The organism is Pseudomonas sp. Root562 (assembly GCF_001427125.1).
Lineage (GTDB): Bacteria > Pseudomonadota > Gammaproteobacteria > Pseudomonadales > Pseudomonadaceae > Aquipseudomonas.
The window spans coordinates 1-25959 of sequence record NZ_LMGK01000021.1 but is presented as its reverse complement, the minus strand read 5'-3'; the positions used below and the strand labels follow the sequence as shown (position 1 = coordinate 25959).

General features: G+C 59.7%; 17 protein-coding genes and 1 rRNA gene. 4 read left to right on the top strand and 14 right to left on the bottom strand.

Features of this window, described 5'->3' with window-relative positions:
• Nucleotides 1-4: 4 nt before the first annotated feature.
• The 4 genes from ASD60_RS15890 to ASD60_RS15875 form a co-directional block, all read right to left on the bottom strand.
• On the bottom strand, nt 5-1354 hold the full coding sequence (locus ASD60_RS15890) for a GntT/GntP/DsdX family permease (RefSeq protein WP_056854921.1): 1350 nt from the start codon (nt 1352-1354) through the stop codon (nt 5-7).
• 1481 nt (nt 1355-2835) lie between these two features.
• Nucleotides 2836-4281 carry a SulP family inorganic anion transporter gene (locus ASD60_RS15885; protein WP_056854920.1) on the bottom strand — a complete coding sequence of 482 codons (1446 nt, stop codon included), beginning with the start codon at nt 4279-4281 and terminating at the stop codon, nt 2836-2838.
• 199 nt (nt 4282-4480) lie between these two features.
• Entirely contained in the window at nt 4481-5392 is a 912-nt protein-coding gene (locus ASD60_RS15880) for a LysR family transcriptional regulator (protein WP_056854919.1), read from the bottom strand.
• Nucleotides 5393-5450: 58 nt separating this feature from the next.
• Complete coding sequence (locus ASD60_RS15875) at nt 5451-6041, bottom strand: NAD(P)H-dependent oxidoreductase (protein ID WP_056854918.1); 591 nt, start codon at nt 6039-6041, stop codon at nt 5451-5453.
• Nucleotides 6042-6201: 160 nt separating this feature from the next.
• On the opposite strand from ASD60_RS15875, the gene ASD60_RS15870 reads away from it, so the two are divergent.
• Complete coding sequence (locus ASD60_RS15870) at nt 6202-6516, top strand: putative quinol monooxygenase (RefSeq protein ID WP_056854917.1); 315 nt, start codon at nt 6202-6204, stop codon at nt 6514-6516.
• Here ASD60_RS15870 and ASD60_RS15865 read toward each other — a convergent pair.
• On the bottom strand, nt 6506-7270 hold the full coding sequence (locus tag ASD60_RS15865; RefSeq protein ID WP_056854916.1) for a sulfite exporter TauE/SafE family protein: 765 nt from the start codon (nt 7268-7270) through the stop codon (nt 6506-6508). The genes ASD60_RS15870 and ASD60_RS15865 overlap by 11 nt on opposite strands.
• A 222-nt stretch (nt 7271-7492) precedes the next feature.
• Here ASD60_RS15865 and ASD60_RS15860 point away from each other — a divergent pair, with 222 nt between their 5' ends.
• Entirely contained in the window at nt 7493-8377 is an 885-nt protein-coding gene (locus tag ASD60_RS15860; protein ID WP_056854915.1) for a LysR substrate-binding domain-containing protein, read from the top strand.
• A 113-nt stretch (nt 8378-8490) separates the two neighbouring features.
• Entirely contained in the window at nt 8491-8835 is a 345-nt protein-coding gene (locus ASD60_RS15855) for a cupin domain-containing protein (RefSeq protein ID WP_056854914.1), read from the top strand.
• Between the two features lie 1624 nt (nt 8836-10459).
• On the opposite strand, the gene mmsB is transcribed toward ASD60_RS15855, so the two are convergent.
• Together mmsB and ASD60_RS15845 are read right to left on the bottom strand one after the other, a co-directional pair.
• On the bottom strand, nt 10460-11347 hold the full coding sequence (gene mmsB / locus ASD60_RS15850; protein ID WP_056854913.1) for a 3-hydroxyisobutyrate dehydrogenase: 888 nt from the start codon (nt 11345-11347) through the stop codon (nt 10460-10462).
• 10 nt (nt 11348-11357) lie between these two features.
• Nucleotides 11358-12884 (bottom strand): CoA-acylating methylmalonate-semialdehyde dehydrogenase, encoded by a 1527-nt coding sequence (locus ASD60_RS15845; protein WP_056854912.1) that lies wholly within the window; start codon nt 12882-12884, stop codon nt 11358-11360.
• 150 nt (nt 12885-13034) lie between these two features.
• On the opposite strand from ASD60_RS15845, the gene ASD60_RS15840 reads away from it, so the two are divergent.
• A complete protein-coding gene (locus ASD60_RS15840) occupies nt 13035-13982 on the top strand; it encodes a LysR family transcriptional regulator (RefSeq protein ID WP_056854911.1) in 948 nt (315 codons plus the stop codon).
• A 19-nt stretch (nt 13983-14001) separates the two neighbouring features.
• Here the strand turns inward: ASD60_RS15840 and ASD60_RS15835 are convergent, their stop codons facing one another.
• The 7 genes from ASD60_RS15835 to rrf form a co-directional block, all read right to left on the bottom strand.
• Complete coding sequence (locus ASD60_RS15835; protein WP_056854910.1) at nt 14002-14505, bottom strand: OmpA family protein; 504 nt, start codon at nt 14503-14505, stop codon at nt 14002-14004.
• 16 nt (nt 14506-14521) lie between these two features.
• Complete coding sequence (locus ASD60_RS15830; protein ID WP_056854909.1) at nt 14522-15778, bottom strand: diguanylate cyclase domain-containing protein; 1257 nt, start codon at nt 15776-15778, stop codon at nt 14522-14524.
• On the bottom strand, nt 15775-16350 hold the full coding sequence (locus tag ASD60_RS15825) for a YfiR family protein (RefSeq protein WP_056854908.1): 576 nt from the start codon (nt 16348-16350) through the stop codon (nt 15775-15777). The genes ASD60_RS15830 and ASD60_RS15825 overlap by 4 nt, the downstream gene beginning before the upstream one ends.
• A gap of 119 nt (nt 16351-16469) precedes the next feature.
• The gene (gene recD, locus ASD60_RS15820; RefSeq protein ID WP_056854907.1) at nt 16470-18578 is read right to left on the bottom strand and encodes an exodeoxyribonuclease V subunit alpha; all 2109 of its coding nucleotides are present in this window, start codon (nt 18576-18578) and stop codon (nt 16470-16472) included.
• Entirely contained in the window at nt 18575-22267 is a 3693-nt protein-coding gene (recB, locus tag ASD60_RS15815) for an exodeoxyribonuclease V subunit beta (RefSeq protein WP_056854906.1), read from the bottom strand. The genes recD and recB overlap by 4 nt, the downstream gene beginning before the upstream one ends.
• Complete coding sequence (gene recC, locus ASD60_RS15810; protein WP_056854905.1) at nt 22264-25716, bottom strand: exodeoxyribonuclease V subunit gamma; 3453 nt, start codon at nt 25714-25716, stop codon at nt 22264-22266. The genes recB and recC overlap by 4 nt, the downstream gene beginning before the upstream one ends.
• 153 nt (nt 25717-25869) lie before the next feature.
• A 5S ribosomal RNA gene (gene rrf / locus ASD60_RS15805) occupies nt 25870-25959 on the bottom strand; the annotation flags it as partial.

The following is a 25959-nucleotide window of genomic DNA, read 5'->3' as shown; positions in this document are numbered from 1 at the left end:
CCGGTTAAATCAGGTAAGAAAGGCCAACGGTCAGACCAAAAGCGACGAGCGAGATCAATGTCTCAAGCACGGTCCAGGTCTTGAAGGTCTGGGTGACGGTCATGTTGAAGTATTCCTTGATCAACCAGAAGCCACCGTCGTTGACGTGGGAAAAAATCACCGAACCCGCGCCGGTGGCCAGCACCAGCAACTCCGGATGCGGATAACCCAGGCCGATAGCCACCGGCGCCACCACGCCCGAGGCAGTGGTCATGGCCACGGTGGCAGAACCTGTGGCGATGCGCATCAGTGCGGCGAACAACCAGCCCATCAACAGCGGTGACAAATGGAATTCATGGGCCAGGCCGACGATCTGGTCGGTGACGCCGGCGTCCACCAGAATCCGGTTCAGGCCGCCACCGGCACCCACCAGCAGGGTAATGCTGGCTGTCGGCGCCAAACATTCGTTGGTGAACTTGAGGATCGATTCGCGGTTGAACCCTTGGGCCAGACCGAGGGTCCAGAAGCTCAGCAATGTCGCCAGCAACAGCGCGATCACCGAGTTGCCGATGAACAGCAGGAACTGGTTGAAACCCGTACCCGGCGTGGAAATCAGGTTGGCCCAGCCGCCGATCAGCATCAACACCACCGGCAACAGAATCGTCGCCATGGTGATGCCGAAACCCGGCAGGCTGTCGCGCGGTTCGCGTTCGAGGAACTGGCGCTCCAGCGGGTTCTCCGCCGGCAGCTGGATGCGCGGCACAATGAATTTGGCGTACAGGGGACCTGCGATGATCGCCGTCGGAATGCCGATCGCAATCGCGTAGAGCAAGGTCTGCCCCACCGACGCCTGATACACCTGCACCGCCAGCATCGCCGCCGGGTGCGGCGGCACCAGCGCGTGGACCACCGAGAGCCCGGCCACCATCGGCAAGCCGACCATCAGGATCGACACGCCGACCCGTCGCGCTACGGTGAATGCAATCGGCACCAGCAACACAAAACCGACTTCGAAGAACAGCGGCAATCCCACCAGGAACGCGATGCAAACCATTGCCCAGTGCGCGTTCTTCTCGCCAAAACGGTCGATCAAGGTCCGCGCCACCTGCTCGGCGCCGCCGGACTCGGCCATCATCTTGCCGAGCATCGTACCCAGCGCTACCACCAGCGCGATGTGCCCCAGGGTCTTGCCGACGCCGGCCTCATAGGCCCCCACCACACCCGACGGCGGCATGCCTGCCACCAGGGCGAGGCCGATGGAAATCAGGGTGATGACAATGAACGGATTAAGCCGGTAACGGGCGATCAGAACGATCAGAGCAATGATGGCGATGGCGGCATACACCAGCAGCCAATAGCCGAAGGACAGGGTCATGCGCTACTCCTCGAGAGGGTCACGTCGAAATATTTGTGAAACTCATAAAACATTTCGAGGCGCGATTATCAAACGAGGTGAAATTAATTTTCGTGAAGAGGTAAGAAGTGTCGCTCACGGATATGCCGTGTCGCGAATACTGAAAATCGAGCAGGTGGATTTTCATGACCCGACTGATCGTTCCCACACTCTGCATGGGAATGCAGCTCGGGACCCTCTGCGTCCACTGCGAAGCCGAACGCGGAGCGTCCGAAGAGGCGTTCCCACGCGGAGCATGGGAACGATCACAGGCGGGTCTCAGTCGTGATGAACCCGGGCGCGTCGGTCGTTCCCACGCTCTGCGTGGGAATGCAGCCCGGGACGCTCTGCGTCCACTGAGAAGCCGAACGCGGAGCGTCCGAACAGGCATTCCCACGCGGAGCATGGGAACGATCACAGGCGGGTCTCAGTCGTGATGAACCCGGGCGCRTCGATCGTTCCCACGCKCTGCGTGGGAATGCAGCCCGGGACGCTCTGCGTCCACTGCGAAGCCGAACGCGGAGCGTCCGAAGAAGCKTTCCCACGCGGAGCATGGGAACGATCACAGGCGGGTCTCAGTCGTGATGAACCCGGGCGCGTCGATCGTTCCCACGCGCTGCGTGGGAATGCAGCCGGGGCGCTCTGCGTCCACTGCGAAGCCGAACGCGGAGCGTCCGAAAAGGCATTCCCACGCGGAGCATGGGAACGATCACAGGCGGGTCTCAGTCGTGATGAANCGCTCTGCGTCCACTGCGAAGCCGAACGCGGAGCGTCCGAAAAGGCATTCCCACGCGGAGCATGGGAACGATCACAGGCGGGTCTCAGTCGTGATGAACCCGGGCGCRTCGATCGTTCCCACACTCTGCGTGGGAATGCAGCCGGGGCGCTCTGCGTCCACTGCGAAGCCGAACGCGGAGCGTCCGAAAAGGCATTCCCACGCGGAGCATGGGAACGATCAGGCAAGGGGGTCTCAGTCGTGATGAACCCGGGCGCGTCGATCGTTCCCACGCTCTGCGTGGGAATGCAGCCGGGGCGCTCTGCGTCCACTGCGAAGCCGAACGCGGAGCGTCCGAAGAAGCGTTCCCACGCGGAGCATGGGAACGATCACAGGCGGGTCTCAGTCGTGATGAACCCGGGCGCGTTCGCTCTGCGTCCACTGCGAAGCCGAACGCGGAGCGTCCGAAGAAGCGTTCCCACGCGGAGCATGGGAACGATCACAGGCGGGTCTCAGTCGTGATGAACCCGGGCGCGTTGATCGTTCCCACGCTCTGCGTGGGAATGCAGCCCGGGACGCTCTGCGTCCACTGCGAAGCCGAACGCGGAGCGTCCGAAAAGGCATTCCCACGCGGAGCATGGGAACGATCACAGGCGGGTCTCAGTCGTGATGAANCACTGCGAAGCCGAACGCGGAGCGTCCGAAGAAGCGTTCCCACGCGGAGCATGGGAACGATCACAGGCGGGTCTCAGTCGTGATGAACCCGGGCGCGTCGGAGCAATTTCTTGCAACGCTCGGACAAATGCAGCACTCGCAGATGCTTGCCGGCCTTGTTGTAGCGCTCGCGCAGAGTGTCGAGCGCGGCGATGGCGGAGTAGTCGACGAAGCTCAAATGACGACAATCGAGCGTCACTTGCGCCGGGTCGTTGGCCGGATCGAATTGGTTGAGAAATGGCGTGGTCGAGGCGAAGAACAACGTACCGTGGACCCGGTAAAGCTTGCTGCCGTCGCTCTCCAGATGACTGTCGGCGTACAGCTGCCGGGCCTGTTGCCAGGCAAAATTCAGCGCCGCGATAATGATGCCGCACAGCACGGCGGTGGCCAAATCGGTGAACACGGTAATCACCGTCACGGCGATGATCACCAGCGCATCGTTCAGCGGGACCTTGTTCATCACCCGTAGCGAGGCCCAGGCGAAGGTCTGTTGCGACACCACGAACATCACCCCGACCAATGCCGCCAACGGAATGCGCTCGATCAGCGGCGACAGGAACAGGATGAACAACAGGATCGACACCCCGGCCACCACCCCGGACAAGCGCCCGCGCCCACCGGAGCTGAGGTTGATCACTGTCTGGCCGATCATCGCGCAGCCGCCCATTCCCCCGAATACGCCGGAGACCATGTTGGCTGCCCCCAGCGCCACACATTCGCGGTCCGGGTAGCCACGGCTCTCGGTGATTTCATCGGTGAGGTTGAGGGTCAGCAGGGTTTCCAGCAGGCCCACCAGCGCCATCAGGATCGCGTACGGCGCGATGACGCGCAGGGTTTCCAGGTTCCATGGAATATCCGGCAATGCCAGCGTCGGCAGACCGCCGGCGATGTGCGCCATGTCGCCGAGGGTGCGGGTCGGCAAGCCGAGCAGATACACCGCCAGGCCCACCCCCAGAATTGCCACCAGTGCCGGCGGCACGGCGCGGGTCAGGCGTGGCAGCCCATACACGATGGCCATGGTCACGACGACCAGGCCGACCATCATGTACAGCGGCGTACCACTGAGCCAGCTTTCGCCATTCTTGAAATGCTCCAGCTGCGCCAGCGCAATGATGATCGCCAAGCCGTTGACGAAGCCGAGCATCACCGGGTGCGGCACCATGCGCACCAGTTTGCCCAGCCTTAGCAAACCGAACGCCATCATGATCAAACCACCGAGCAAGACCGTGGCCAGCAGGTACTGCACACCGTGTTGCACCACCAGCGCGACGATCACCACCGCCATCGACCCGGCAGCGCCGGACACCATGCCCGGCCGGCCGCCGAACAGCGCGGTCAGGGTGCAGATGATGAATGCGCCATAAAGCCCCATCAGCGGATTGAGATGGGCGACCAGGGCGAAAGCGATGCATTCGGGCAGCAGGGCGAAAGAGGTGGTGAGTCCGGCCAGGGCATCGGCGCGCAGAATTCTTGGTTTCATGGGGGACCGCATACAGGGCAGCAAAAAGAGTGTGCGGATGTTACGGATGCACATTCACAAATGCCATCGCGGGCAAGCCCGCTCCCACAGATTCTGCGTCGCTCACCGGTTGCGTGACCACACAATACCTGTGGGAGCGTGGCTTGCCCGCGATGAACGATGACGCAGTCCAAACCAGAAAAGAGATGCCAGGCCTATTTCAGTCGTTGAAGTTCGTTGAGGCATAAAGCGCCAGCTTGCCCTGGATAAAATCCAGAAAGCACTGAATTCGCAAGGCCAGTTGCGAGTTGCGGTAGTACACGGCATTGATCGGTTGGCGATAGCCGCTGTTGAACTCTGCCAGCAACACTTTCAAGCGGCCGGCACGAATGTCTTCGATGGTCATGTAGTGCGACAGGCTGGCGATGCCCTGCCCTTCCAGCGCCAGATGGCGGATGGTTTCACCGCTGGAGGCGCTGAGCGCCGCCTCGATCGGCCAGCGATCGCCATGCACATAACGCAACGGCCACTGGTTGAGGCCTTCGTTCTGGGTGAAGCCCAGCAAGGTATGGGCGGACAGGTCTGCCACCGCGGTCGGCGTGCCGTGTTTTTCCAGGTACGCCGGGCTGGCGACGATGTGCAACGGGCTGCAACCGAGTGAGCGCGCGTGCAGGGTCGAGTCCGCCAGCGTGCCGATGCGGATGGCGATGTCGGTACTTTGCTCCAGCAAATCGATGATCAGATCGTTGCTGTTGAGCTCAAGCTGGATGTCAGGGTAGAGCCGCCGGAATTCATCGATGTAAGGCACGATGGCGTGCAGCATGAACGGCGAGGCCGCGTTGATGCGCAAACGCCCGGACGGCGTTTGCTGGCGCGAGGACAAGCGCTCTTCGAGCTCGTCCATCTGATCGAGAATCAGCTTGGCGTGTTCGAAGAAATACTTGCCCTCCTCGGTCAGGTCCATGCGCCGGGTGGTGCGGTTGATCAGCGTGGTATCGAGCTTGGCCTCCAGCCGCGACAGCGTGCGGCTGACCGCCGACGGGGTTTGCCCGACCTGCTCGGCCGCCGCTGAAATCGATCCGCACTCAATCACGCAGACGAAAATCTGCAACTCATCGGACCTGGCTTTCACGTTTGCCCCTCATTCAAAAACTGGCTTGATAGTAGCTGGATGCGGGGCAAAAGGAACCTCAGGCCTTGAGGCCGAACACCTCGGTCAAATGCTGTTCATAACGCGCCACGTCACCTTCGATGTTCGGGCGTTTCATCACGTCCACGCTAAGGAAGGTCGGCAAACCGCTCATGCCGAGGAATTCGTTGGCCTTGTGGAACGGGAAGTACACCGCGTCCACACCTTTGCCTTCGAAGAAGTCGGTCGGGTCGTCGAAGGCTTGCTGCGGTGCGTTCCAGGTCAACGACAACATGTATTGCTTACCGTGGATCAAACCGCCGCTGCCGTACTTTTGCGACGCATCGGAACGGGTGCGGCCGTCGCTGGCGTACAGGCTGCCATGACCTTCGGTAAAGACTTCATCGATGTACTTCTTTACGGTCCACGGTGCGCCCATCCACCAGCCAGGCATCTGGTAGATGATCACGTCGGCCCAGAGGAACTTGGCGACTTCTTCAGCCACGTCGTAGCCCTCGTCGATGAACGTGGTTTTCACGTCCACGCCGCCACGGTCCAGCACGCTTAACGCAGCTTCATGCAGGGTGGTGTTGTAACGGCCATCGGAGTGGGCAAATTTTTTGCCGCCGTTGAGCAACAGAACTTTTTTCATGGGAGGTCTCGGGAAGGTCAGGAATCGGATGGCGGCAGATTAACGATCTGCCTCGCGCGGAATAAGCGCTCATTGCACAAAATTCATTTGACCCAAACGCACGAATCAACAAGAGATTGTTGCCTTAGACTGGCGCCGATTCTGACCAGAGGACCTCCTAATGAGTGAAATCCAAGGCTTCATCCTGCATGCCAAGACCCGCCCGGAAAAATCCGCGGCCTTCGAAGCGTTTTTCAGCGACCACGTAGAAGCGAGTCGTGCCGAGCCCGGCTGCATCGAGTACCACATGCTGCGCGACAAGCAGGACCCGACGCTGTTCATCTTCTATGAGATCTGGCAATCACAGGCCCATCTTGACGTGCACTCGAACCTGCCGCACATGAAGCAGTTTCTTGAGCAGCGCGATGAGTACCTGGAGCGGGACTTCGAGATCCGCGCCATCGAGATGCTCAGCCCGTCGTCCGCTAGCCGCTGATCAACAAATGGCCGCCGAGCAATCCGAGGCCAATGAAGAACACACGCTTGAACAGCACGGCGCTGATCCGCTGACGCAGCCATTGCCCGAGCATCATGCCGAGCACCGCAGGAATCAGCACCAGCAGCGACGCACTCAACTCGCCCCCGCCCAAAGCCCCGCGCCACAGTAACCCGCCGGCCAGGGCGAGGGTCGAGACAGTGAACGACAGGCCCAGTGCCTGCACCAGTTCATCCTTGCTCAACCCCAGTGCCTGCATATACGGCACTGCCGGGATCACGAAGACGCCGGTAGCCGAGGTAATGACGCCGGTGACCAGACCGCAGAGCGACCCCAGCCAACGTTCGTTGCGACTCCCCACACGCAGGGTTGGCAGAAACAGACCACTCAAGGCATACAGCATCAACGCCGCTCCCAGCCCCCGCACCACCCAGTGCCCACCGGCCATGCCGATCCACAGCGTGCCCATGCCGGTGCCAAGGAAAATCGCCAACAACATCGGCCATAACCGCTTGACCAACCCCGGCAGATGCCCTCCGAACGCCAGTTGCCAGAGGTTGGTCAAGGTGGCTGGAATAATCAGCAGAGCCGCAGCTTGCGACGGAGCCATAGCCAGACCGAGCAAGCCCATGGCAACGGTAGGCAGGCCGAGGCCGATCACCCCCTTGATCATGCCGGCCAGCAGGAAGGTGGCGATGACCAGCAATGAAAAGGCCAGACCGAGGTTTTGGTAGAACGTGACGAGCGTATTCATGGGGCTATCCTGAGCCCGGATTGGCCAGTTGAAAATCTGCCATATACTAAGGCTGCCTCTTGCCTGGCAAGAGCCTGAAAAATTGATCGCGCCGACTGACGCCTTCGCGGGCAAGTCCGATCCCACATCTGATCGCGTTCGCCCGGAACACCCCGGCCACCTGTGGGAGCGGGCTTGCCCGCGATGAGGCCAGTCCAGACAACGCATAACCGGCGGCTACCCATGCACTTCGACCTCACCGACCTGCGCCTCTACCTGAACATCCTCGACACCGGCAACATCACCGCCGGCGCCACGCGCAGCCATTTGTCCCTGGCAGCGGCCAGCGCGCGAATCCGCGCCATGGAGTCGTCATTGGGCACCGATTTTTTGCAACGCGGTCGTCGTGGTGTCACGCCAACACCTGCCGGAAAAGCCCTGGCGCGGCATGCCAGGGTTTTGCTGCAACAGGCACAGCGCATGCAACAGGACCTGGCCGAATACGCCAACGGCGTCAAAGGCCAGGTCCGATTACTGTGCAACACCACGGCAATCACCGAGTACTTGCCGGAGTTGCTCGCCGACTTCCTGCGCGAACACCCCAATCTCGATATCGACCTGCAAGAACTGCCCAGCGCACGCATCACCCACGCACTGCGTCAGGGAGCGGCGGACCTCGGCGTTGTCTCCGATGCAGTGGATACCACTGACCTGCAGACCTGCGCGTTTCGCGACGACCCGTTGGTGCTGATCATGCCCCACGAACATCCCTTGGCACAGGCGAGCTCAGTGAGCTTCGCCGACACGCTGCATCACCACTACGTCGGGCTGAACGCCAATAGCGCACTGGCGGTGTACCTGGAGGAACAGGCGCTGCACGCAGGTTCACGCATGCAGATCCGCATCCGCGCCGATGGCTTCGATGGCGTGATGCGCATGGTTGCCCGCGGGGCGGGACTGGCGATCGTACCGCTGGCCGCAATCGAACGCGCCCCCATCGGACCGACCTTCAAGCGCCTCGCCCTGCAAGAACCCTGGGGCCAACGCAAGCTGTTGCTTTGTGCCCGGGACTTCGCCGCATTACCCGGCTACGCCAAGGCCCTGCTGCATGCATTGACGCTCTCCTGAGTCGTCGAACGCTGTGCGTTTCTGGACAGCTCAGTGTCGAGCACAGACAACTGAGCAAGGAACGGGCGCTATAGGGTGCGACTTCAGTTCCAGTACCCACTGCCGGAGTCATCATGACCGCACCGATTACCGTTCTTCGCGACACTCACCCGCTGCCCGTGCTCGACGCCTGCAAATGGGAAAAACTCGAAGGCGACCCGCACACCGTCAACCTGAACGCCTACACCAGCGAAGACGGCAGCAAGATCATGGGCACCTGGATCTGCACGCCGGGCAAGTGGTATGTGGACTACGTGAAATGGGAGTACTGCCACTTCCAGGAAGGCTACTGCATCATCACCCCGGAAGGCATGGCGCCGATCCACCTGCGCGCCGGTGACATTTTCATCGTCGAGCCAGGCATGAAAGGTACGTGGGAAGTGGTGGAAACCGTGCGCAAGTATTTCGTATTCGCCTGATGGAAAAAACCGGGAGATCACCCGACGTGATCTCCCGGTCAAAAAAACCTGCAGGGGCAATACCAAACCTGTGGCGAGAGAGCTTGCTCCCGTTCGGCTGCGTAGCAGTCGTGAAATCAGCAGGCACGTTTTAGCTGAAACTGCGCATTTGCCTTATTTTGGGTCCGCTGCGCGAACCAGCGGGAGCAAGCTCCCTCGCCANAGCAGTCGTGAAATCAGCAGGCACGTTTTAGCTGAAACTGCGCATTTGCCTTATTTTGGGTCCGCTGCGCGAACCAGCGGGAGCAAGCTCCCTCGCCACAAAAGTCTGCGTAAATAAGTGAAATGGGAGTACTGCCAAGTATTTCGTATTCGCCTGATGGAAAAAACCGGGAGATCACCCGACGTGATCTCCCGGTCAAAAAAACCTGAGGGCAATACCAAACCTGTGGTGAGGGAGCTTGCTCCCGTTCGGCTGCGAAGCAGTCGTGAAATCAGCAGGCACGTTTTAGCTGAAACTGCGCATTTGCCTTATTTTGGGTCCGCTGCGCGAACCAGCGGGAGCAAGCNTCCGCGTAAATAAGTGAAATGGGAGTACTGCCAAGTATTTCGTGTTCGCCTGATGGAAAAAACCGGGAGATCACCCGACGTGATCTCCCGGTCAAAAAAACCTGCAGGGGCAATACCAAACCTGTGGCGAGGGAGCTTGCTCCCGTTCGGCTGCGAAGCAGTCGTGAAATCAGCAAGCACGTTTTAGCTGAAACTGCGCATTTGCCTCATTTTGGGTCCGCTGCGCGAACCAGCGGGAGCAAGCTCCCTCGCCACAAAAGTCCGCGTAAATAAGTGAAATGGGAGTACTGCCAAGTATTTCGTGTTCGCCTGATGGAAAAAACCGGGAGATCACCCGACGTGATCTCCCGGTCAAAAANCAAAAGTCCGCGTAAATAAGTGAAATGGGAGTACTGCCAAGTATTTCGTGTTCGCCTGATGGAAAAAACCGGGAGATCACCCGACGTGATCTCCCGGTCAAAAATACCTGCAGGGCATCACCAAACCTGTGGCGAGGGAGCTTGCTCCCGTTCGGCTGCGTAGCAGTCGTGAAATCAGCAAGCACGTTTTCCTGAAACTGCGCATTTGCCTTATTTTGGGTCCGCTGCGCGAACCAGCGGGAGCAAGCTCCCTCGCCACAAAAGTCCGCGTAAATACGTGAAATGGGAGNCTGAAACTGCGCATTTGCCTTATTTTGGGTCCGCTGCGCGAACCAGCGGGAGCAAGCTCCCTCGCCACAAAAGTCCGCGTAAATACGTGAAATGGGAGTACTGCCAAGTATTTCGTGTTCGCCTGATGGAAAAAACCGGGAGATCACCCGACGTGATCTCCCGGTCAAAAAARCCTGCAGGRCAATACCAAACCTGTGGCGAGGGAGCTTGCTCCCGCTCGGCTGCGAAGCAGTCGTGAAATCAGCAGGCACGTTTTAGCTGAAACTGCGCATTTGCCTTATTTTGGGTCCGCTGCGCGAACCAGCGGGAGCAAGCTCAATCAGCAGGCACGTTTTAGCTGAAACTGCGCATTTGCCTTATTTTGGGTCCGCTGCGCGAACCAGCGGGAGCAAGCTCCCTCGCCACAAAAGTTTTCGTAGCATCCGTTATTGCGGCTTGCGATAGCTGTTGATGATCGCCGAGAAGTCATTGCCACCTTCCCCACGCAGACTCATCGCCTGATACAACTGTTGGGCCACCGCGCCAAGCACCACTGGCTGGTGCGCCTGTCGCGCCGCTTCCGTCGCCAACCCCAGATCCTTGAGCATCAACTCGGCACCAAAGCCGCCGGTATAGCCACGTGACGCAGGCGCCGTTTCAACGATGCCCGGCCACGGGTTGTACATCTCCGAACTCCAGCACCGGCCAGTAGAACTGTTGATGATGCCCGCCAGCACCTTGGTATCGATGCCCAAGGCATCGCCAAGTGCCATGGCTTCGCTGACGCCAACCATGGAAATTCCCAGCAGCAGGTTGTTGCAGATTTTAGCGATTTGCCCGGTGCCGACCTCGCCACAATGGACGATGTTGCGGCCCATCTGAGCGAGTACCGGTTGCAGGGTGGCGAACAGTTCCGGGGTGGCGCCAACCATGAAGGTCAGCGTCCCTGCCGCCGCACCGCCGGTGCCGCCGGAAACCGGCGCATCGGCCATGGCCACACCCTGTTTGGCTGCGGCGCTGGCGACGTCCCGCGCGGTCTGCGGATCGATAGTGCTGCAATCCACCGCCGGCACACCTTTGCCGATCCCGGCCAGCACGCCGTCTTCACCCAGCCACACGCTGCGTACATGCACGGCCGCTGGCAGCATGGTGATCACCAGTTCCGCCCCGTCAGCCGCTTCGCGGGCCGAAGCACTGATGCTGCCGCCCAGTTGCTCCAGCTCTGCCAGCACGGTTTTGTTCAGGTCGACCATACGCAAGGCATGGCCAGCCTTGATCAGGTTGCGCGCCATCGGCGCACCCATGTTGCCGAGACCGATAAAAGCGATTTTCATGTCCGGCTCCTCAACGCAAATTGATCGTGGTGTTCACACCGTCGTTGACGCTGTCATCATCGAACCAGCGACTGGTGACGGTCTTGGTCTGAGTGTAGAACTGCACCACTTGCTTGCCATACGGACCGAGGTCACCGAGCTTGGAGCCGCGCGATCCGGTGAAGCTGAAGAACGGCACCGGCACCGGAATCGGGATGTTGATACCGACCTGGCCAACATCGATTTCAGTCTGGAATTTACGCGCCGCCGCACCGCTCTGGGTGAACAGGCCAGTGCCGTTACCGAACGGGTTGGCATTGACCAGGGCGATGGCTTCATCAAGGGTGTTCACTTCCAGCACCACCAGCACCGGGCCGAAGATTTCCTGGGTGTAGATCTGCATGTCAGTGGTCACGCCGGAGAACAGGGTCGGGCCGACAAAGTTGCCTTTTTCGTAACCCGCAACCGAGATCTCGCGACCGTCCAGTTCCAGCTTCGCGCCTTCCTTGATGCCGCTCTCGATCAGATCGAGAATCCGCGCCTTGGCTTTTTTCGAGATCACCGGACCGACGTCGGTACCCGGCTCGCTGCCGGCATTGACCTTAAGCTTCTGCGCCAGCGCCTTGAGGTCTGGCAGCCATTGCTTGGCCGCGCCCACCAGCACCACCACCGAAGTGGCCATGCAGCGTTGACCGGCCGCACCAAAACCGGCGCCCACCAATGCGTTCAGCGCTTGTTCGCGATTGGCGTCCGGCAGCACCACAGCGTGGTTCTTGGCGCCCATCATCGATTGCACACGCTTGCCGTGTTTGCCGGCCAGGTCGTAAACGTGGGTACCGACGGCGGTCGAGCCGACGAAGGAAACCGCTTTGATGTCTTTGTGGGTGCAGAGCGCGTCCACCACGTCCTTCCCGCCATGCACGACGTTGAGTACGCCAGCCGGAACCCCGGCTTCGATGGCCAGCTCCACCAGCAGCATGGTCGACATCGGGTCCTGTTCAGACGGTTTGAGCACGAAGGTGTTGCCGCAGGCGATGGCCATCGGGAACATCCACAGCGGAATCATCGCCGGGAAGTTGAACGGGGTGATGCCGGCGCACACGCCGATGGGTTGGCGCAGGGTGTAGGTATCGACACCGCCTGCGACGTTTTCAGCGAACTCGCCCATCTGCAGGCTGCCGATGGAACAAGCGTGCTCGACCACTTCCAGGCCTCGGAAAATATCGCCCTCAGCGTCGGCAATGGTTTTGCCCTGCTCGGCGCTCAGCACCACGGCGATGCGCTTGGAGTGCTCGCGAATCAATGCCTGGAGCTTGAGCATGATGCGCATCCGCGCGCCGATCGGTGTCAGCTTCCAGGTCTGAAAGGCACGGTGGGCGGCGTCGATGGCGGCATCGACTTCTTCGGCGGTGGCAAACGGCACCTTGGCCAGGACTTGCTGGGTCGCCGGGTTGACGATGTCGTGCCACTCGGTGGACTTGGATTCGACCCACTCGCCGTCGATCAACAGCTTGACCTTTTGTACGGTGGTGTCGTTGGGCGTGAGCGATGCGTTCATGTGGGTCTCCTGGACGTTGTTTTTATCAGGGGAGCCAAGGCGAAAAGGTCGCCTTGAGATGAGGCGTGTGCCGCGATTTGTTTATCGGGCTGTTTTTGGAGTATAGATGTGCAAACTTCTAATAAGAACGCACATAAAAGCCGGTCCATCATGCAAAAAAACATCACGTCCTTAGGCTCGCTGAACTGGGATGACCTCAAGTTTTTCCTGGAAGTGGCTCGGACCCGCAAGGCCAGTACCGCCGCCAAGCGCCTGGCCGTCGACTACACCACGGTGTCGCGACGCATCAGTTCGCTGGAAGCCTCATTGGGAACTCTGCTGTTCGAGAAATCCCGGACCAGTGGCTTTGTCCTGACCGCTGAAGGTCAGCGTTTGCTGGGATACGCCGAGGCAATCGAAAGCACGCTGCACATGGCGTGCGAACAGGTTTCAGGGTCTGGAGTGGCGTTGTCCGGGCATGTGCGCATGGGCTGTACCGAAGGTTTTGGCAGCTTCTTCATCACGCCGCAGTTGAGCCATTTCGTCGACACCTACCCGGCGATCTCGGTAGACATCCTGCCGCTGCCGCACTTCATCAGCCTGTCCAAACGCGAAGCCGACATCGTCATCGCCCTGGAACGCCCGGAGCACGGCCCCTACGTCTGCTGCAAACTCTGCGACTATCGGTTGCAGCTGTACGCGACACAGGAATACCTGGATAAACACCCGCCGATCCGCCGTCCGACCGACCTGGCCGAGCACTCGTTTATCAGCTACGTCGACGACCTGGCGTTCAGCTCCGAGCTGCTGTACCTGGCCAACGTGCTCCCGGGCGCCAGCGCCAACTTGCGCAGCACCAGCGTGATCGCGCAGTTCGTGGCAGCGCAACAGGGACGATCACTGGCGATCCTGCCCTGCTTCCTCGCCGCTCAGGATCCGCGCTTGCTGCCGGTATTGCCGCAGGAGATCAACATCACCCGACAATTCTGGATGTACTGCCGCGAAGACCTGCGCAAGCTCAAGCGGATTACCCTGTTGTGGGATTACATCCGTGAGGTAACGGAGCTGAATGGCCCGTTGTTATTGGGTGAAACGCGGGAGTTGCTGTTTAACGAATGACTGGCCGAGGCCTGTGTCATCAATCGGCACTGACCACAATCGATACCCGTCGATTTTCAGTACGGCCGGTGGCGGTGTCGTTGGATGCCACGGGCTCGCTGCTGCCAAGGCCGCGCAACTGAATGTTTTGCTGCTGCATGCCGGCATCGGCCAGAACGGTTCCGACACTTTTTGCGCGGCGCAGGGACAGTTGTTCGTTGTAGGCTTCTTTACCCGATGCGTCCGTATGACCATCGACTCTTACGCGCTCTATCCCGACGCCCAATAGCGACTTGCCAATGCGCTCGACAATCTGCGTGCTCTGCGGATTCAGGCTGTCAACATCACTGCCGAACAGCACTTTGCCAGACAGGCCAAATGCCCAGCCCTCATCGGTCAACTCGAAACCCTGCTGTTTCAAGACCGCTATCTGCGCCGGTGTCAGGCCTTTTTGCGGTGCAGTCTGGCAACCGCTCAGTGTCAATGCGGCCAGGATCAGCGGGAGAGTAAAAAGTCGAAAGGATCGGGAAAAAAATGAAAACACGGTACGAGCTCCTGAGTTAAACGTCGGCGACAGGGTGCTCCGACCCTGCCGTGTGCTGGGCGCCTCGGGCGAGGCGCTTGGCTTGGTACATCGCTTCGTCCGCTGCGTTGAGCAGCGTACCTGGGGTAACGCCATGATCGGGGTACACGGCGATACCGATACTGAGTGAGGTCTGTGCCTGGTGATCACCCGGTAACAGAATCGGCGCCTCCATGCTGGCAATGATCTTGTCGGCAATGCGCTCAGCGTCTTCGGTGGTGTGAAGTGGCGTCAACAGTACCGCAAACTCATCGCCGCCCAGGCGTGCCACCAGGTCATCTTCGCGCAGTTGGGCGCGAACCCGCTTGGCCACAGCCACCAACACTGCATCGCCAGCGGCATGACCATAGTTATCGTTGACTTCCTTGAACCGGTCGCTGTCGAGAAACAGCACAGCGACTCGCTCGTCGAGCTTGTTGGCATTGCGCAGCGCGCGCGTCAGCCGACCTTCGAAAAACGCCCGGTTCGGCAAGCCCGTCAGACTGTCATGACTGGCCTGGTGAGCCAGGGTCTCGTTCTCGTTCTGCAGATGGGTCTGCCAGGATTCAAGTTCATCGAGCAAGGCATTGAAGTCGCTGCCAAGGTTATCGAGTTCGGCAATGGTTGCGGCAGGTACGCGCCGATCGAATGCCCTCTCACTGCGAGCAGCATGAGCAACAGAAGCCAGGCTGCGCAACGGGCCGATGATGCCGCGAAGTTGTCGACGCGCCAGATAGAGCGCGACCCACGCACTGATGGCGGTGCACAGGACAATACCCACCAGACCACTGAGCAAGAAGCGCATCAGGCTGCCGCCATGCCCGATGAGCACAATGCTGCCAATCTGCCGATCCTGGTGAACGATCGGCATGTTGATCGGCTTTTCCAGAAAAACCTTGGCCAACTGCATTTCGAGGTCGGACAGCAAACCGGTTTCCGGTCGCTGCCAACGAGCAAGCAGCCGACCCTGCATGTCCAGAACCTGGGCGTCAGCTACCTCTTCGGTGGAGGCGATCAGGGCCAATGCCTCTGTGGCCGCGGATTTGTCATTGAACACCACCGCAGCTTCCACGGTGTAATTGATCGAGCGTGCGATCAAATGCAAGTTGTGATCGGCGTACACCCGCAAGGCCAAAACGCCCAGCAGCGTCAGTGAAACGCTGGCCATCGCAACAGCCACCAGCGCGACGACCAGATGACCGCGACCGATGACCGAGCGCAGGGTCGGACGAGTCCCCGGTTTGAACAGGCTCATGTCGCCGCCGGTTTGCGACGGGACAATTGCAGCACGCTCGGATGAATACGCACTCCGCTGCGGGCAACCGAGTCGAGGTTGACCTCGAAAGACACCTGATCGTCGGTGACGCGCAGACAGAAAAGACTGCCGACCGTGCACTGATCATCGCTTTCGCTGATGCTCAACACCGGGCGCCCTGTAAGCGAGGCGAACAGCCGACTGCGTTCGTCACTGGTCAGTTTGCCGATGTATACCGCATTGCATTCACCTGCGATGGACGGGTTGTCCGCCAAGAGTCGTTGCACCGTCACGGGCCGACCTGTCGCCTGGGTCGTGCCTTTGACCAGATCGTCAGTGTACTCAGTGGGGCCAACGACACAGAGGCGCAGTTGCGCAGGCTCGACCGGCCAACGGGCGTAACTGAGAATTCCCAGCACCACCTGAGTCACTGACTCGGCACGCTGGTCGGCCATGCTCGACGGGGTTTGCGGCTGAGCGAAAGCGGCAGCCGACAGCAAGCTGAGAAGCCCGGCGAGCAGTGCTTTTTTGCAGTCAGCGATACGCTCTGTCGCCCGGACAGCCACCTTCATGCAGGGATACTCTTCGATCGTTACCAGATGATGCCGCAACGATAGCATAGCGGCGTAACGCCAGCGAGGCCGCGCATTACGGCACTTCGGACAGTGTGCATAGCCTCGCGCCGCTGCTTTCAATCCGTCGTATAGCTGCTCTCTTTCAGCTCCAGCATCAGCCCACTCAAACGCTTGACCTTGCGCCTCACCGCCTCTTCAAACACGCCGGCGCGCGGTTCGATCAATGTGAACCAGTCCTTGGCGCGAGTGATACCGGTATAGATCAGCTCCTTGGTCAGCACCGGGTTCAGCGCGTCGGGAAGAATCAACGCAGTGTGGGCAAATTCGGAGCCTTGGGACTTGTGCACAGTCATGGCATACACGGTTTCAACGTCATTGAGCCGACTCGGCAAGACAAAACGCACACCGCCCTGGCCGTCGTTGCGTGGAAACGCCACTCGAAGCACCTGTCGACCAGCTTGCGGCCCCTCACGTTCGGGAAGCTTGAGTGCAATGCCGATGTCGCCGTTCATCAAGCCCAGGCCATAATCATTTCGGCTCATCAAGACTGGTCGGCCTTCGTACCACTGCTGGTCACTGTCGATCAAACGCGCTTTGAGCAGTGCATCAGTGACTCGCTGGTTCAGCCCCTCCACGCCCCAAGGCCCCTTGCGAACGGCGCATAACAACTGAAAGGCATCGAAGGCTTGCAAGACCTGTCGGGCCCAGTCGATCCAGCGCGGATCATCGTATGGACGATCAAGCGCCGGCCGTTGATTGCGCAGCAGGTTCAGATAATGCCGGTAGCCTTGTGCGCCCTCACCATGGCCCTCGAGCAACAAACGCTCCAGCGCCCGGTCCTGTTCATTCTTGAGAGACAGGCTGAATACATCGTCGTGGCTGCGTACCGTCAACAGCTTGCGCGCTTCCTCCGGCTGTTGCTGGTTCACCCAGCGGGCCAACTGGCCAATACCACTGCCCTCGCCGAAGCGCCGCGAGTGACGCAACATCACCACTTGCTGGGCGAGTGGATGCGTACCCTGGGTGTCTTCCTGCAATCCGCTGGTGTCCAGATTTTCGCCACTGACCGCCTCCAGCCATTGGCGTGTCTGCGGGCTATACCAGCCAGCCTCGGCATCACGGCACAGATCGCCCAGCACTGCGCCGGCTTCCACCGACGCCAGTTGATCCTTGTCCCCCAGCAGTACCAGACGAGCATGCTCCGGCAGTGCATCGAGCAGGTTGGCCATCATTTCCAGGTCGATCATCGACGCTTCGTCCACCACCAACACATCCAGTGGTAAGCGATTGCCGGCGTGGTGGCGAAAATGTCGCGTCCCCGGACGACTGCCGAGCAGGCGGTGAACCGTGGTGACATCGGACGGAATTTTTTCGCGAATGGCGTCGGTGACTTTCAGTGTTCGGACTTGCTGGCTGATGGACTCCGTCAACCGCGCTGCGGCTTTGCCGGTCGGTGCGGCGAGACGAATGCGCAACGGCTTGCCAGCCTCGACGGCCGGAGCCTGGAGTAACGCCAACAAGCGTACGACCGTTGTGGTCTTGCCGGTTCCCGGACCACCGGTGACGATACTGAAAGCGCCGCGAGTGGCCAGGGCACAGGCAAGTTTCTGCCAGTCGATGACCTCCCCCGGCCTGGCTGGGCCGAACAAACCGGTGAGACGCTCGAACAAATCCTCCGGTGCGGCCTCATGCGCCGCCAGGCGCTCGCGCAGTGAGTTGTCGATACGCCGCTCATAAGCCCAATAGCGGCGCAGGTACAGACGCTTGCCCGATAACACCAACGGCCGTGTCTGCACGCTTTCTCGTTCGTCGGCGGCCAAGGCAACCAGACTGCTTGCCGCCAGAACCTTGCACCAATGGGCGCCATCCAGCGCTTGCAGTAACTGTGAAGGCAGCAACATCACACCACTCTGAAGATCGCCTTCCGGAGGCAACGACAGGGCGAAGTCAGGCTCTTTCAATGTCTCGAACAGGTCCAGACAAACATGCCCGTGTCCCAATTGATGGCTGGTCAACGCGGCCGCCAGCAGCACCAATGGGTCATCATCCGGAGCCAGCTCATGAAGAAAGGCCACGAAGGCTTTATCCAGTGCTCGCAGCCAGCCACGCTCGACCCAACGAGTCAGCAGCAACAACAGATCGTCCGCACAATTCAGAGGCGCCAGGTCCGCGAAGCTGTCCGCCGCCAATGAAGTGGGCAGCAAATCGGCGAAGGTGCGGCTCATAGCAATACTCCCTGTTCCCACGCGGGTTCTGCCTTGGGCTCCGGTTTACCCTGAAACATCCGGTCCAGCCGCTCGATCAATTCTCTGGGTGGCCGGGCAAAATAAACGCCACGACTGGATGCCCGCGTCCCGCGCAGGAAAATGTACAACGCACCGCCGACATGCCGATCGTAATCGTAATCAGCCAGCCGGGCCTTGAGCTGACGATGCAGGGCCAACAGGTACAACACGTATTGCAGGTCATAGCGATTGTCGAGAATCGACTGCTCCATGGCCTGCTCGGTGTAGGCCAGGTCGTCGACCCCGAGCCAGTTGGATTTGTAGTCGGCGACGTAATAGCGGCCATCGTGTTCGAACGTCAGGTCGATGAAACCCTTGAACATGCCATTGAGCAACACCGGCTCGGCGGCCACTCGGGCCACGCCGTTGTGCGTGTACTGGCGCACCAGCGCATCGAGCTTGAGTACATCGACCTTGTGACTGGCAAACCAGAATTCCATTTCGACCTGATACTGGCTCAACTGCTCGAAAATCACCGGCGCCTTTCCCGCACCTACGGGCAGCGGCGATTTGAGCAGATGCACAAGCCAGTCACTCAGCGTAGTGATCCAGCCTTCCCAGCCACGCCGATTGCAACGACGGGCAATCGCATCTTCCACCGTTTGTGGATTGGCAGAAAAACCTTCATCGCCAGCCCATTCAAGCAAACCATGAAGGAAAGTGCCCGGGTTCGGGCCGCGAGGGAATCGATGAATATCGGCACCGCCGGCCGCCATCTCCCGGGGTGCCTGCGGATCGAGGCGTTCGTCATCGAACAGCTTCTGCGCCTGCGGACTCTCGGGCGCCTCGTCTGTCCCCACGCTCAGGATGTCGCTGATGCGCAAGGCGCTGTAAGAGGCGATCCACCAGTTCTCGGCCGCCTTGCGTAGCGGGATCAATGGTGTGAGCAATGCAGCTGTGTTCAGCGGTGGATGGTAATGCTCGCTGGTTGCTTCCGGCATTTCGCTACAGCTGATTGCGGCACAGTCCTGTTGCAGCTCTCGCAACCAGATGCTCAAGCCCGCCGACTCGCTCAATGAACTACCGCCGCCCAACAGATATCCCAGTGCCGACAAGTGCAGTACCGAGCTGTTGTTACTGCCGCGCTTGAGATCCGCCACGCCCAACCAGCACGCATGTTGCGCCCGGGTCAGGGCGACATACAGCAAGCGCAGATCTTCTGCCAGGCGTTCCTGATCGGCCAGGGCGATCAGTTCAGGCGTAGGGTTCAAAGTGATCTGGGCCTTGCCCGTGGCATCGTGGTAATGCAAAGGCAGTCGACTGCCATCCACCGGTTTTGCCGAGCAAATGAACGGCAGGAACACCAAGGGATACTCAAGCCCCTTGGACTTGTGAATGGTCACGACCTTGACCAGTTGCTCGTCGCTCTCCAAACGCAGGATCTGCTCTTCGCCGGCTTGACCGGACAACGCCAGATGCTCGGACAAGTGCCGGATCAGGGCCTGCTCACCGTCCAGTTCGGCGGCCGCCTGTTGCAGCAATTCGGACAGGTGCAAAAGGTTGGTCAACACCCGCTCGCCGTCGCTGCGGGCGATTAACGTCTGGGGAAGCCGGAAGTCGTGCAGCAAGCGTCGCAGCATCGGCAGTACACCCTGCTTGCGCCACAACTCGCGATAGCCACGGAACTGCATGACCCGGGATTCCCAGGCCAGTTCGTCCTGGTTCAACTGCTCAAGGTCCGTCAATGACAGATTGAGTGTGATGCTGGCCAGCGCGGCACGCAGCGGACGTTCGACATCGGGCTCGGCGCAGGCTTTCAGCCATGTCAGTACGTCATGCGCTTCCTGTGCAGCGAACACCGAGTCCTTGTCCGACAAGTAGACACTGCGCACACCGCGGGCAGTTAGTTCGGCACGCACGGCCTGCGCTTCCTTGCCATCGCGCACCAGAATGGCGATGTCCGCAGGCATCAGCCCTACCAGATCCCGATCGTCACGTGCGAAGCCTACACGCCCCTGTTGCCCGCCATTGAGCAAGGCGGTGATTTCACTGGCGCACGCGGCGGCCAGTTGTTGACGGTAAACAGCACCAGACAACGGTTGCTCGGCGGACAACTGCCAGATGTTCAGCGCCGGGACGGTTTGCCCATTGCTCTGCAGAACTTCCTTGCGCCCCTGCGATGCCACAGGCTGGAACGGCACCGGATTTTCACCATTGCCTTCACGGAACAGAAATGCCCCACGCCCCGATTCGCGCGACTCGGCACAGTCGAACACATGGTTCACTGCGCGGACCATGCCATGGCTGGAGCGGAAGTTGGTGCCCAGGGTATGCAGGCGTCCGGTGGTTGCCTGTCGCGCGCGAAGATAGGTGTAGATATCCGCGCCACGGAATGCATAGATCGCCTGTTTCGGGTCACCAATCAGGAACAGCCCGCTGTCGGGACTATTGTCTTCAATACGATAGATGCGCTCGAAAATCCGGTACTGCACCGGGTCCGTGTCCTGGAATTCGTCGATCAACGCCACGGGGAACTGTTCACGGATCAGGGTCGCCAACCGTTCACCGCCATCTGACTGCAACGCCGCATCGAGGCGCAGCAACATGTCGTCAAAGCCCATTTCCGCGCGGCGACGCTTTTCCTCCTCGAACCGCGTGCCGACCCAATGGGCGGCGTGTTGCAGCACAGCGGCATCTGGCGTCGGCAAGTTGTCGAGACAGGCTTTCAACCCGGGCATGGCGTCCAGTCCTGGATGATTGGGGACCTCACCCTTTTTCCAGGCCTCGGCCATACCTTCGGGGGTCAGTCGAGTGAAACCGGTGCCGATGTCCAGTTGCTCAAGGGTTTCATCGTCGGCCCAGGCTTTGATCTTTTCGAACCAGGGTTCGAAATAACGTGCCTGCATCTTGCGTCCGTCGACACTTTTGCTGACAACCCCTTCGTGGCAAATCATCAGTAGCTCGTCGGCCCACTGACGCCAGGGCAGCTTGAGTTCGACCAACGCAGCCCGGCGCTCTTGCAAACACTCGGTAATCAACTCGGCGGGAGCCTTGCCTTCGACGTTGTCGCGCTCGCTGGCAAACAGTCCACGAACCTGCGGTAGCAAAGCGGCTGGCCCGCCCCAGTTGGCGCGTACCCAGTTCAGCGCATCGCCCTGCATCGGGTAGCAAAACAATCGCCAATAGTCACGCAACACTTCGCCCAACAGGTCGCTGTGATCGGTTTCCAGTGTTTGAGTAAAAAGACTGCCGCTGTCGAATGCGTGTTCACGCAACATGCGCTGACACCAGCTGTGAATGGTCGAGACCGCGGCTTCATCCATCCATTGGGCGGCAATGTCCAGGCGATTTGCGCAACCGGACCACTGCTCTGGCGGATACTGGTCACGCAACTCGGCAATCAGGCTGTCGGGCGACGGTGTTTCATCGCGGAAAAATCGAGCGGCTTGCGCCAACCGGGTTCGAATGCGCTCACGCAACTCTTTGGTGGCGGCATCGGTAAAGGTCACAACGAGGATTTGCGGAGGTAAAAGCTCACGTCCAAACCCGTTGGACTCCACGCCATGGCCAAGAACCAGGCGCAGGTAAAGCGCAGAAATAGTGAACGTCTTGCCGGTCCCGGCGCTGGCTTCGATCAACTGACTGCCGCGTAGCGGGAACGCGAGGGCGAGCGGTGTCTGGGTACTCATGAGCGCCCCTCCTCGGTGGACAAGGAACGCCAGGGCGCCTCCAGCAACGGTCGATAAAGCGCGTCACACCAATCGGTAAACGTCTCATCGGCGACCAGCGCGTCGTAGTCGGCGAACTGACGAACGAGCGCCACACTTTCACGGCGTTCCCCATCAGTGTTCACGCCGTCACCTTCATAGGCCTTGCGCGCTGCCGCTTCGGCTTTGACCGGGTCACTCTGACCCAGCCAGGCAAAGGCTGTTTTCACTGCCACAGGAAGTGGCTGACGCATGCCTGACTGCCAGGCCAGCAACAAGTCCCCCAGAATGCGACGCGCGGGTTCCGCATCCATTGGAGCGAGCAGCAGACTGTCATCACTGGCCACCAGCGCGGTGGTCATCGACAAACCACTTGCGCAAGCGACCAAATGATTGACCCAGGGTCGGATCAGGCGATGCCATTTACGAGACTTGATCGCCCCAATGCTGTTGGGGATCGTGGTGATGGACAGCAAACCACCATCAGTCCGTTGATGCAGGCCACTGAGCCAACCTTCGATACGCAGGGCATGCAACTCCAGGTTCACCGGCAGTGCGCTGGTGAGTCGCGTTGGCCACAAGGTCAGCAACTGCTGATAGCGTTGCAGCAAATCCGGCAACGGCTCGATCAATTCCCGTTGAAGGCACTGACCGAATCCTGCCATTGGCAGCAGACCGCCGTTTTGTAGACGCCGGGCTTGTACCTCCAGCGCCTGATCGCTGTTTTCCAGGTCTGCCAGTCCCGCTTCCAGCAGACTGTCGCTGAGGCTGTATCGCTGCAACGCATCCAGGACAAATGGTTCCTCATCCGCCAAAGGCACTTGGGCCGACTCAAAGAACACCTTCAACCGCTGACTGAAAAAATGTCGTACAGGGTTGCGCAGGAAATCCTGCAGTTGACCGAGACTGAGTGGTTCATCTTGCAAGTGGGCATCAAGCCGCTCGATATCAGCCGATTGTTCCGCAAATTTATGCAGCACCTGCCATTCGCTGGCGTAACTGAACAGCTCATCGCCCTCATGAAAGTAGCGGGCGCTGAAAGGTTGTAGAGGGTGTTCCTGCGTGATCGCTTCGAGCAGGTCTTCACTATCCTGGGCCAGTCGCCAACCGCTCGCCAGGTGATCACGCAACTGACCAATCAGTACCGACGCTGGGCGCTCGCTGTTGTCGCGAATGCTGCGGCCGACCCAACTGATATAAAGCTGATCACGGGCCGACAACAGCGCCTCCAGCAGCAGGTAGCGGTCGTCTTCGCGGCGCGAGCGATCGCCGGGGCGGTAATCACTTCCCATCAGGTCAAAGTCCAGCGGCGGTTGTGCACGCGGATAATCACCGTCATTCATACCCAGCAAGCAGACCAATTTGAAAGGGATCGCTCGCATGGGCATCAAGGTGCAGAAGTTGACAGCACCGGCCAGAAAGCGTTGAGACAATCGCCCTTGATCAAGCCCCGCAAGCCAGGCTTCACGGACGACAGTCAACGGCAAATCGTCTTGCAGGCCTACCGCCTCGCAGTTCTCAAGCCAGGCTTCACGCAACTCTTCAAGCTGAGTCAACACGTAGTCGTCGTGCTCGTTACTGGCCTGGAAAAACAACGACACCAATGCCTGCAGCCGCAAACTCCACTGCTGGGGTGATGCCGGCTGCGTCAGTTCCCGGTGCGCAATTTCCAGCGCATCAAGCAGCGCAACCAACGGGCCGATGAGTGCAGCATCAAGCCCGCCGATCTCGTCATAGGGCTCGATGCCTTCACAGGCACTGGCGCTACCGACGGCATACCCGAGCAACATCCGCCGCAGACCAAAACGCCAACTGTTTTGCTCAAGAGCTTGCGGCAAGCCGAGACCGGCACGTTGCTCGGCATTCATGCCCCAACGAATGCCAGCTCCTTCGATCCAGCGGTGCAAGGTTGGTAGATCGCGCTCCTCTACTCCAAACCGTGCGCGCAATGCAGGAACATCCAGCAGATCAAGGATCTCGCTGACCGGGAAACGGCTGTCAGGCAGCTTGAGCAAATGTTCGATAGCGATCAGTAATGGATCACGGCCACGCTGGCCCTGGTCGGCAAGCGTGAACGGAATGAATCGCGGGTCTTGTCGCTCCAGCTGACCAAACACCGCGCGAATGTGCGGTGCATAACTGTCGATATCCGGGACCATGACAATGACATCGCGAGGGCGCAATTGTGGATCGGCACTGAAACGCGCCAGTAACTGATCGTGCAGTATCTCTACTTCTCGTTGTGCGCTATGGGCGATGTGAAACCGGATGGATTGATCTGCATCCAGATCTACAGCCGGCCAGCGTTCACGGGTTTCATTCAGGGGACGTAACTCGAGGATGTCGTCCTGCAACTGATTGAGCATGTTCAGCGGCTGGCTGTCGCTGAACAGATCGATGCGGCCATCACGAAAGGCCGAACGATAGCTGTTGGGGTCGTCGTAGCTGTCCAGCAGGTTGATGTAGTCTCGTCCTTGCTTGCCCCACGCCGCCAAGAGTGGATGGGCATGTTGATGAAGCGTTTGGGAGTCGAGGACAACCGGCATTCCGCTTTTGCGTGCCTGGCGCTTGTATTGATGCCGCAACAAGTCCTTATCGGCGACGATGTCGGCCCAATGGTGGCGACATGGATTATGAACGCACAGCAGAACCTGACTGAAACGGGCCAGCCCCGCCAATGCTTCCAGGGCTTGGGCCGGCAGAGAAGAAATCCCGAATACGATGACTCGTGAAGGTAACCCGGGTGGGGCCACATCGAGGCTGTTGATACGCTCCACAAAGCGCTGATGGACGCCGGCTCGGCTTTGCGCCATGCCCTCTTCACCCACATCCAGCAACAGAGCACGCCACAACTGCGCTTGCCAGTAATTGGCAGCAGTCAGCGGTTTGGGCTCGCCTCTTGCGTTACGTAACTGATGCCGACCTTCCGCCCAGTCTTCGAGCCAGTCGGCGCGGTACACCTGATACTGGTCGAACAAATCAGCCAGCCGCTCGGCTAACTGGTAGCGTTTACGCAGATCATTGTCGTTGGTCAGAAAACGCTGTAGCGGTTCGAAGTGAGGTTCATTGATTAACTGCGGAAGCAGGCGCATCAGACGCCAGGTCAACGGGGATTTATCGAGCAGAGACTTGGCCGGAATTTCGTCGCGTCCAAGGACCATGCGATAGAGTTGCCACATGAAACTGCCAGGCAACTGCACGTCGATGGCGGCGGCGATTCCACAGCCGCCCATATCGTCATCTTCAGCGTCTTCAGCCAAAGCCAGCTTCAGCCATTGCGCAATGCCGTTGCTCTGCACCAGGGCAATTTCATTTTCCAGGGGAGCCAGCGGGTAGCGCCGCATCCAGCTCACCACCAGGCTGCGTAACTCGTCCAGGCGGTTGCCGTGAACCACCATAAAACCAGCACTGAGGGACGTTGCGTCCGGCATAAAGGCTTCCTTGGAAAATACAAACGCTAGGGCCGAACCTTAGCATTGTCGGGACATGCTGACAGCGAAGACGTGCCCGGCTTTGCTGTAAGAACTTTCCTGCGGACAAAACAAAACCCCAACTGCTTTCGCAATTGGGGTTTTGGAATTTAATCTTGACGATGACCTACTCTCACATGGGGAAACCCCACACTACCATCGGCGATGCATCGTTTCACTTCTGAGTTCGGGATGGGATCAGGT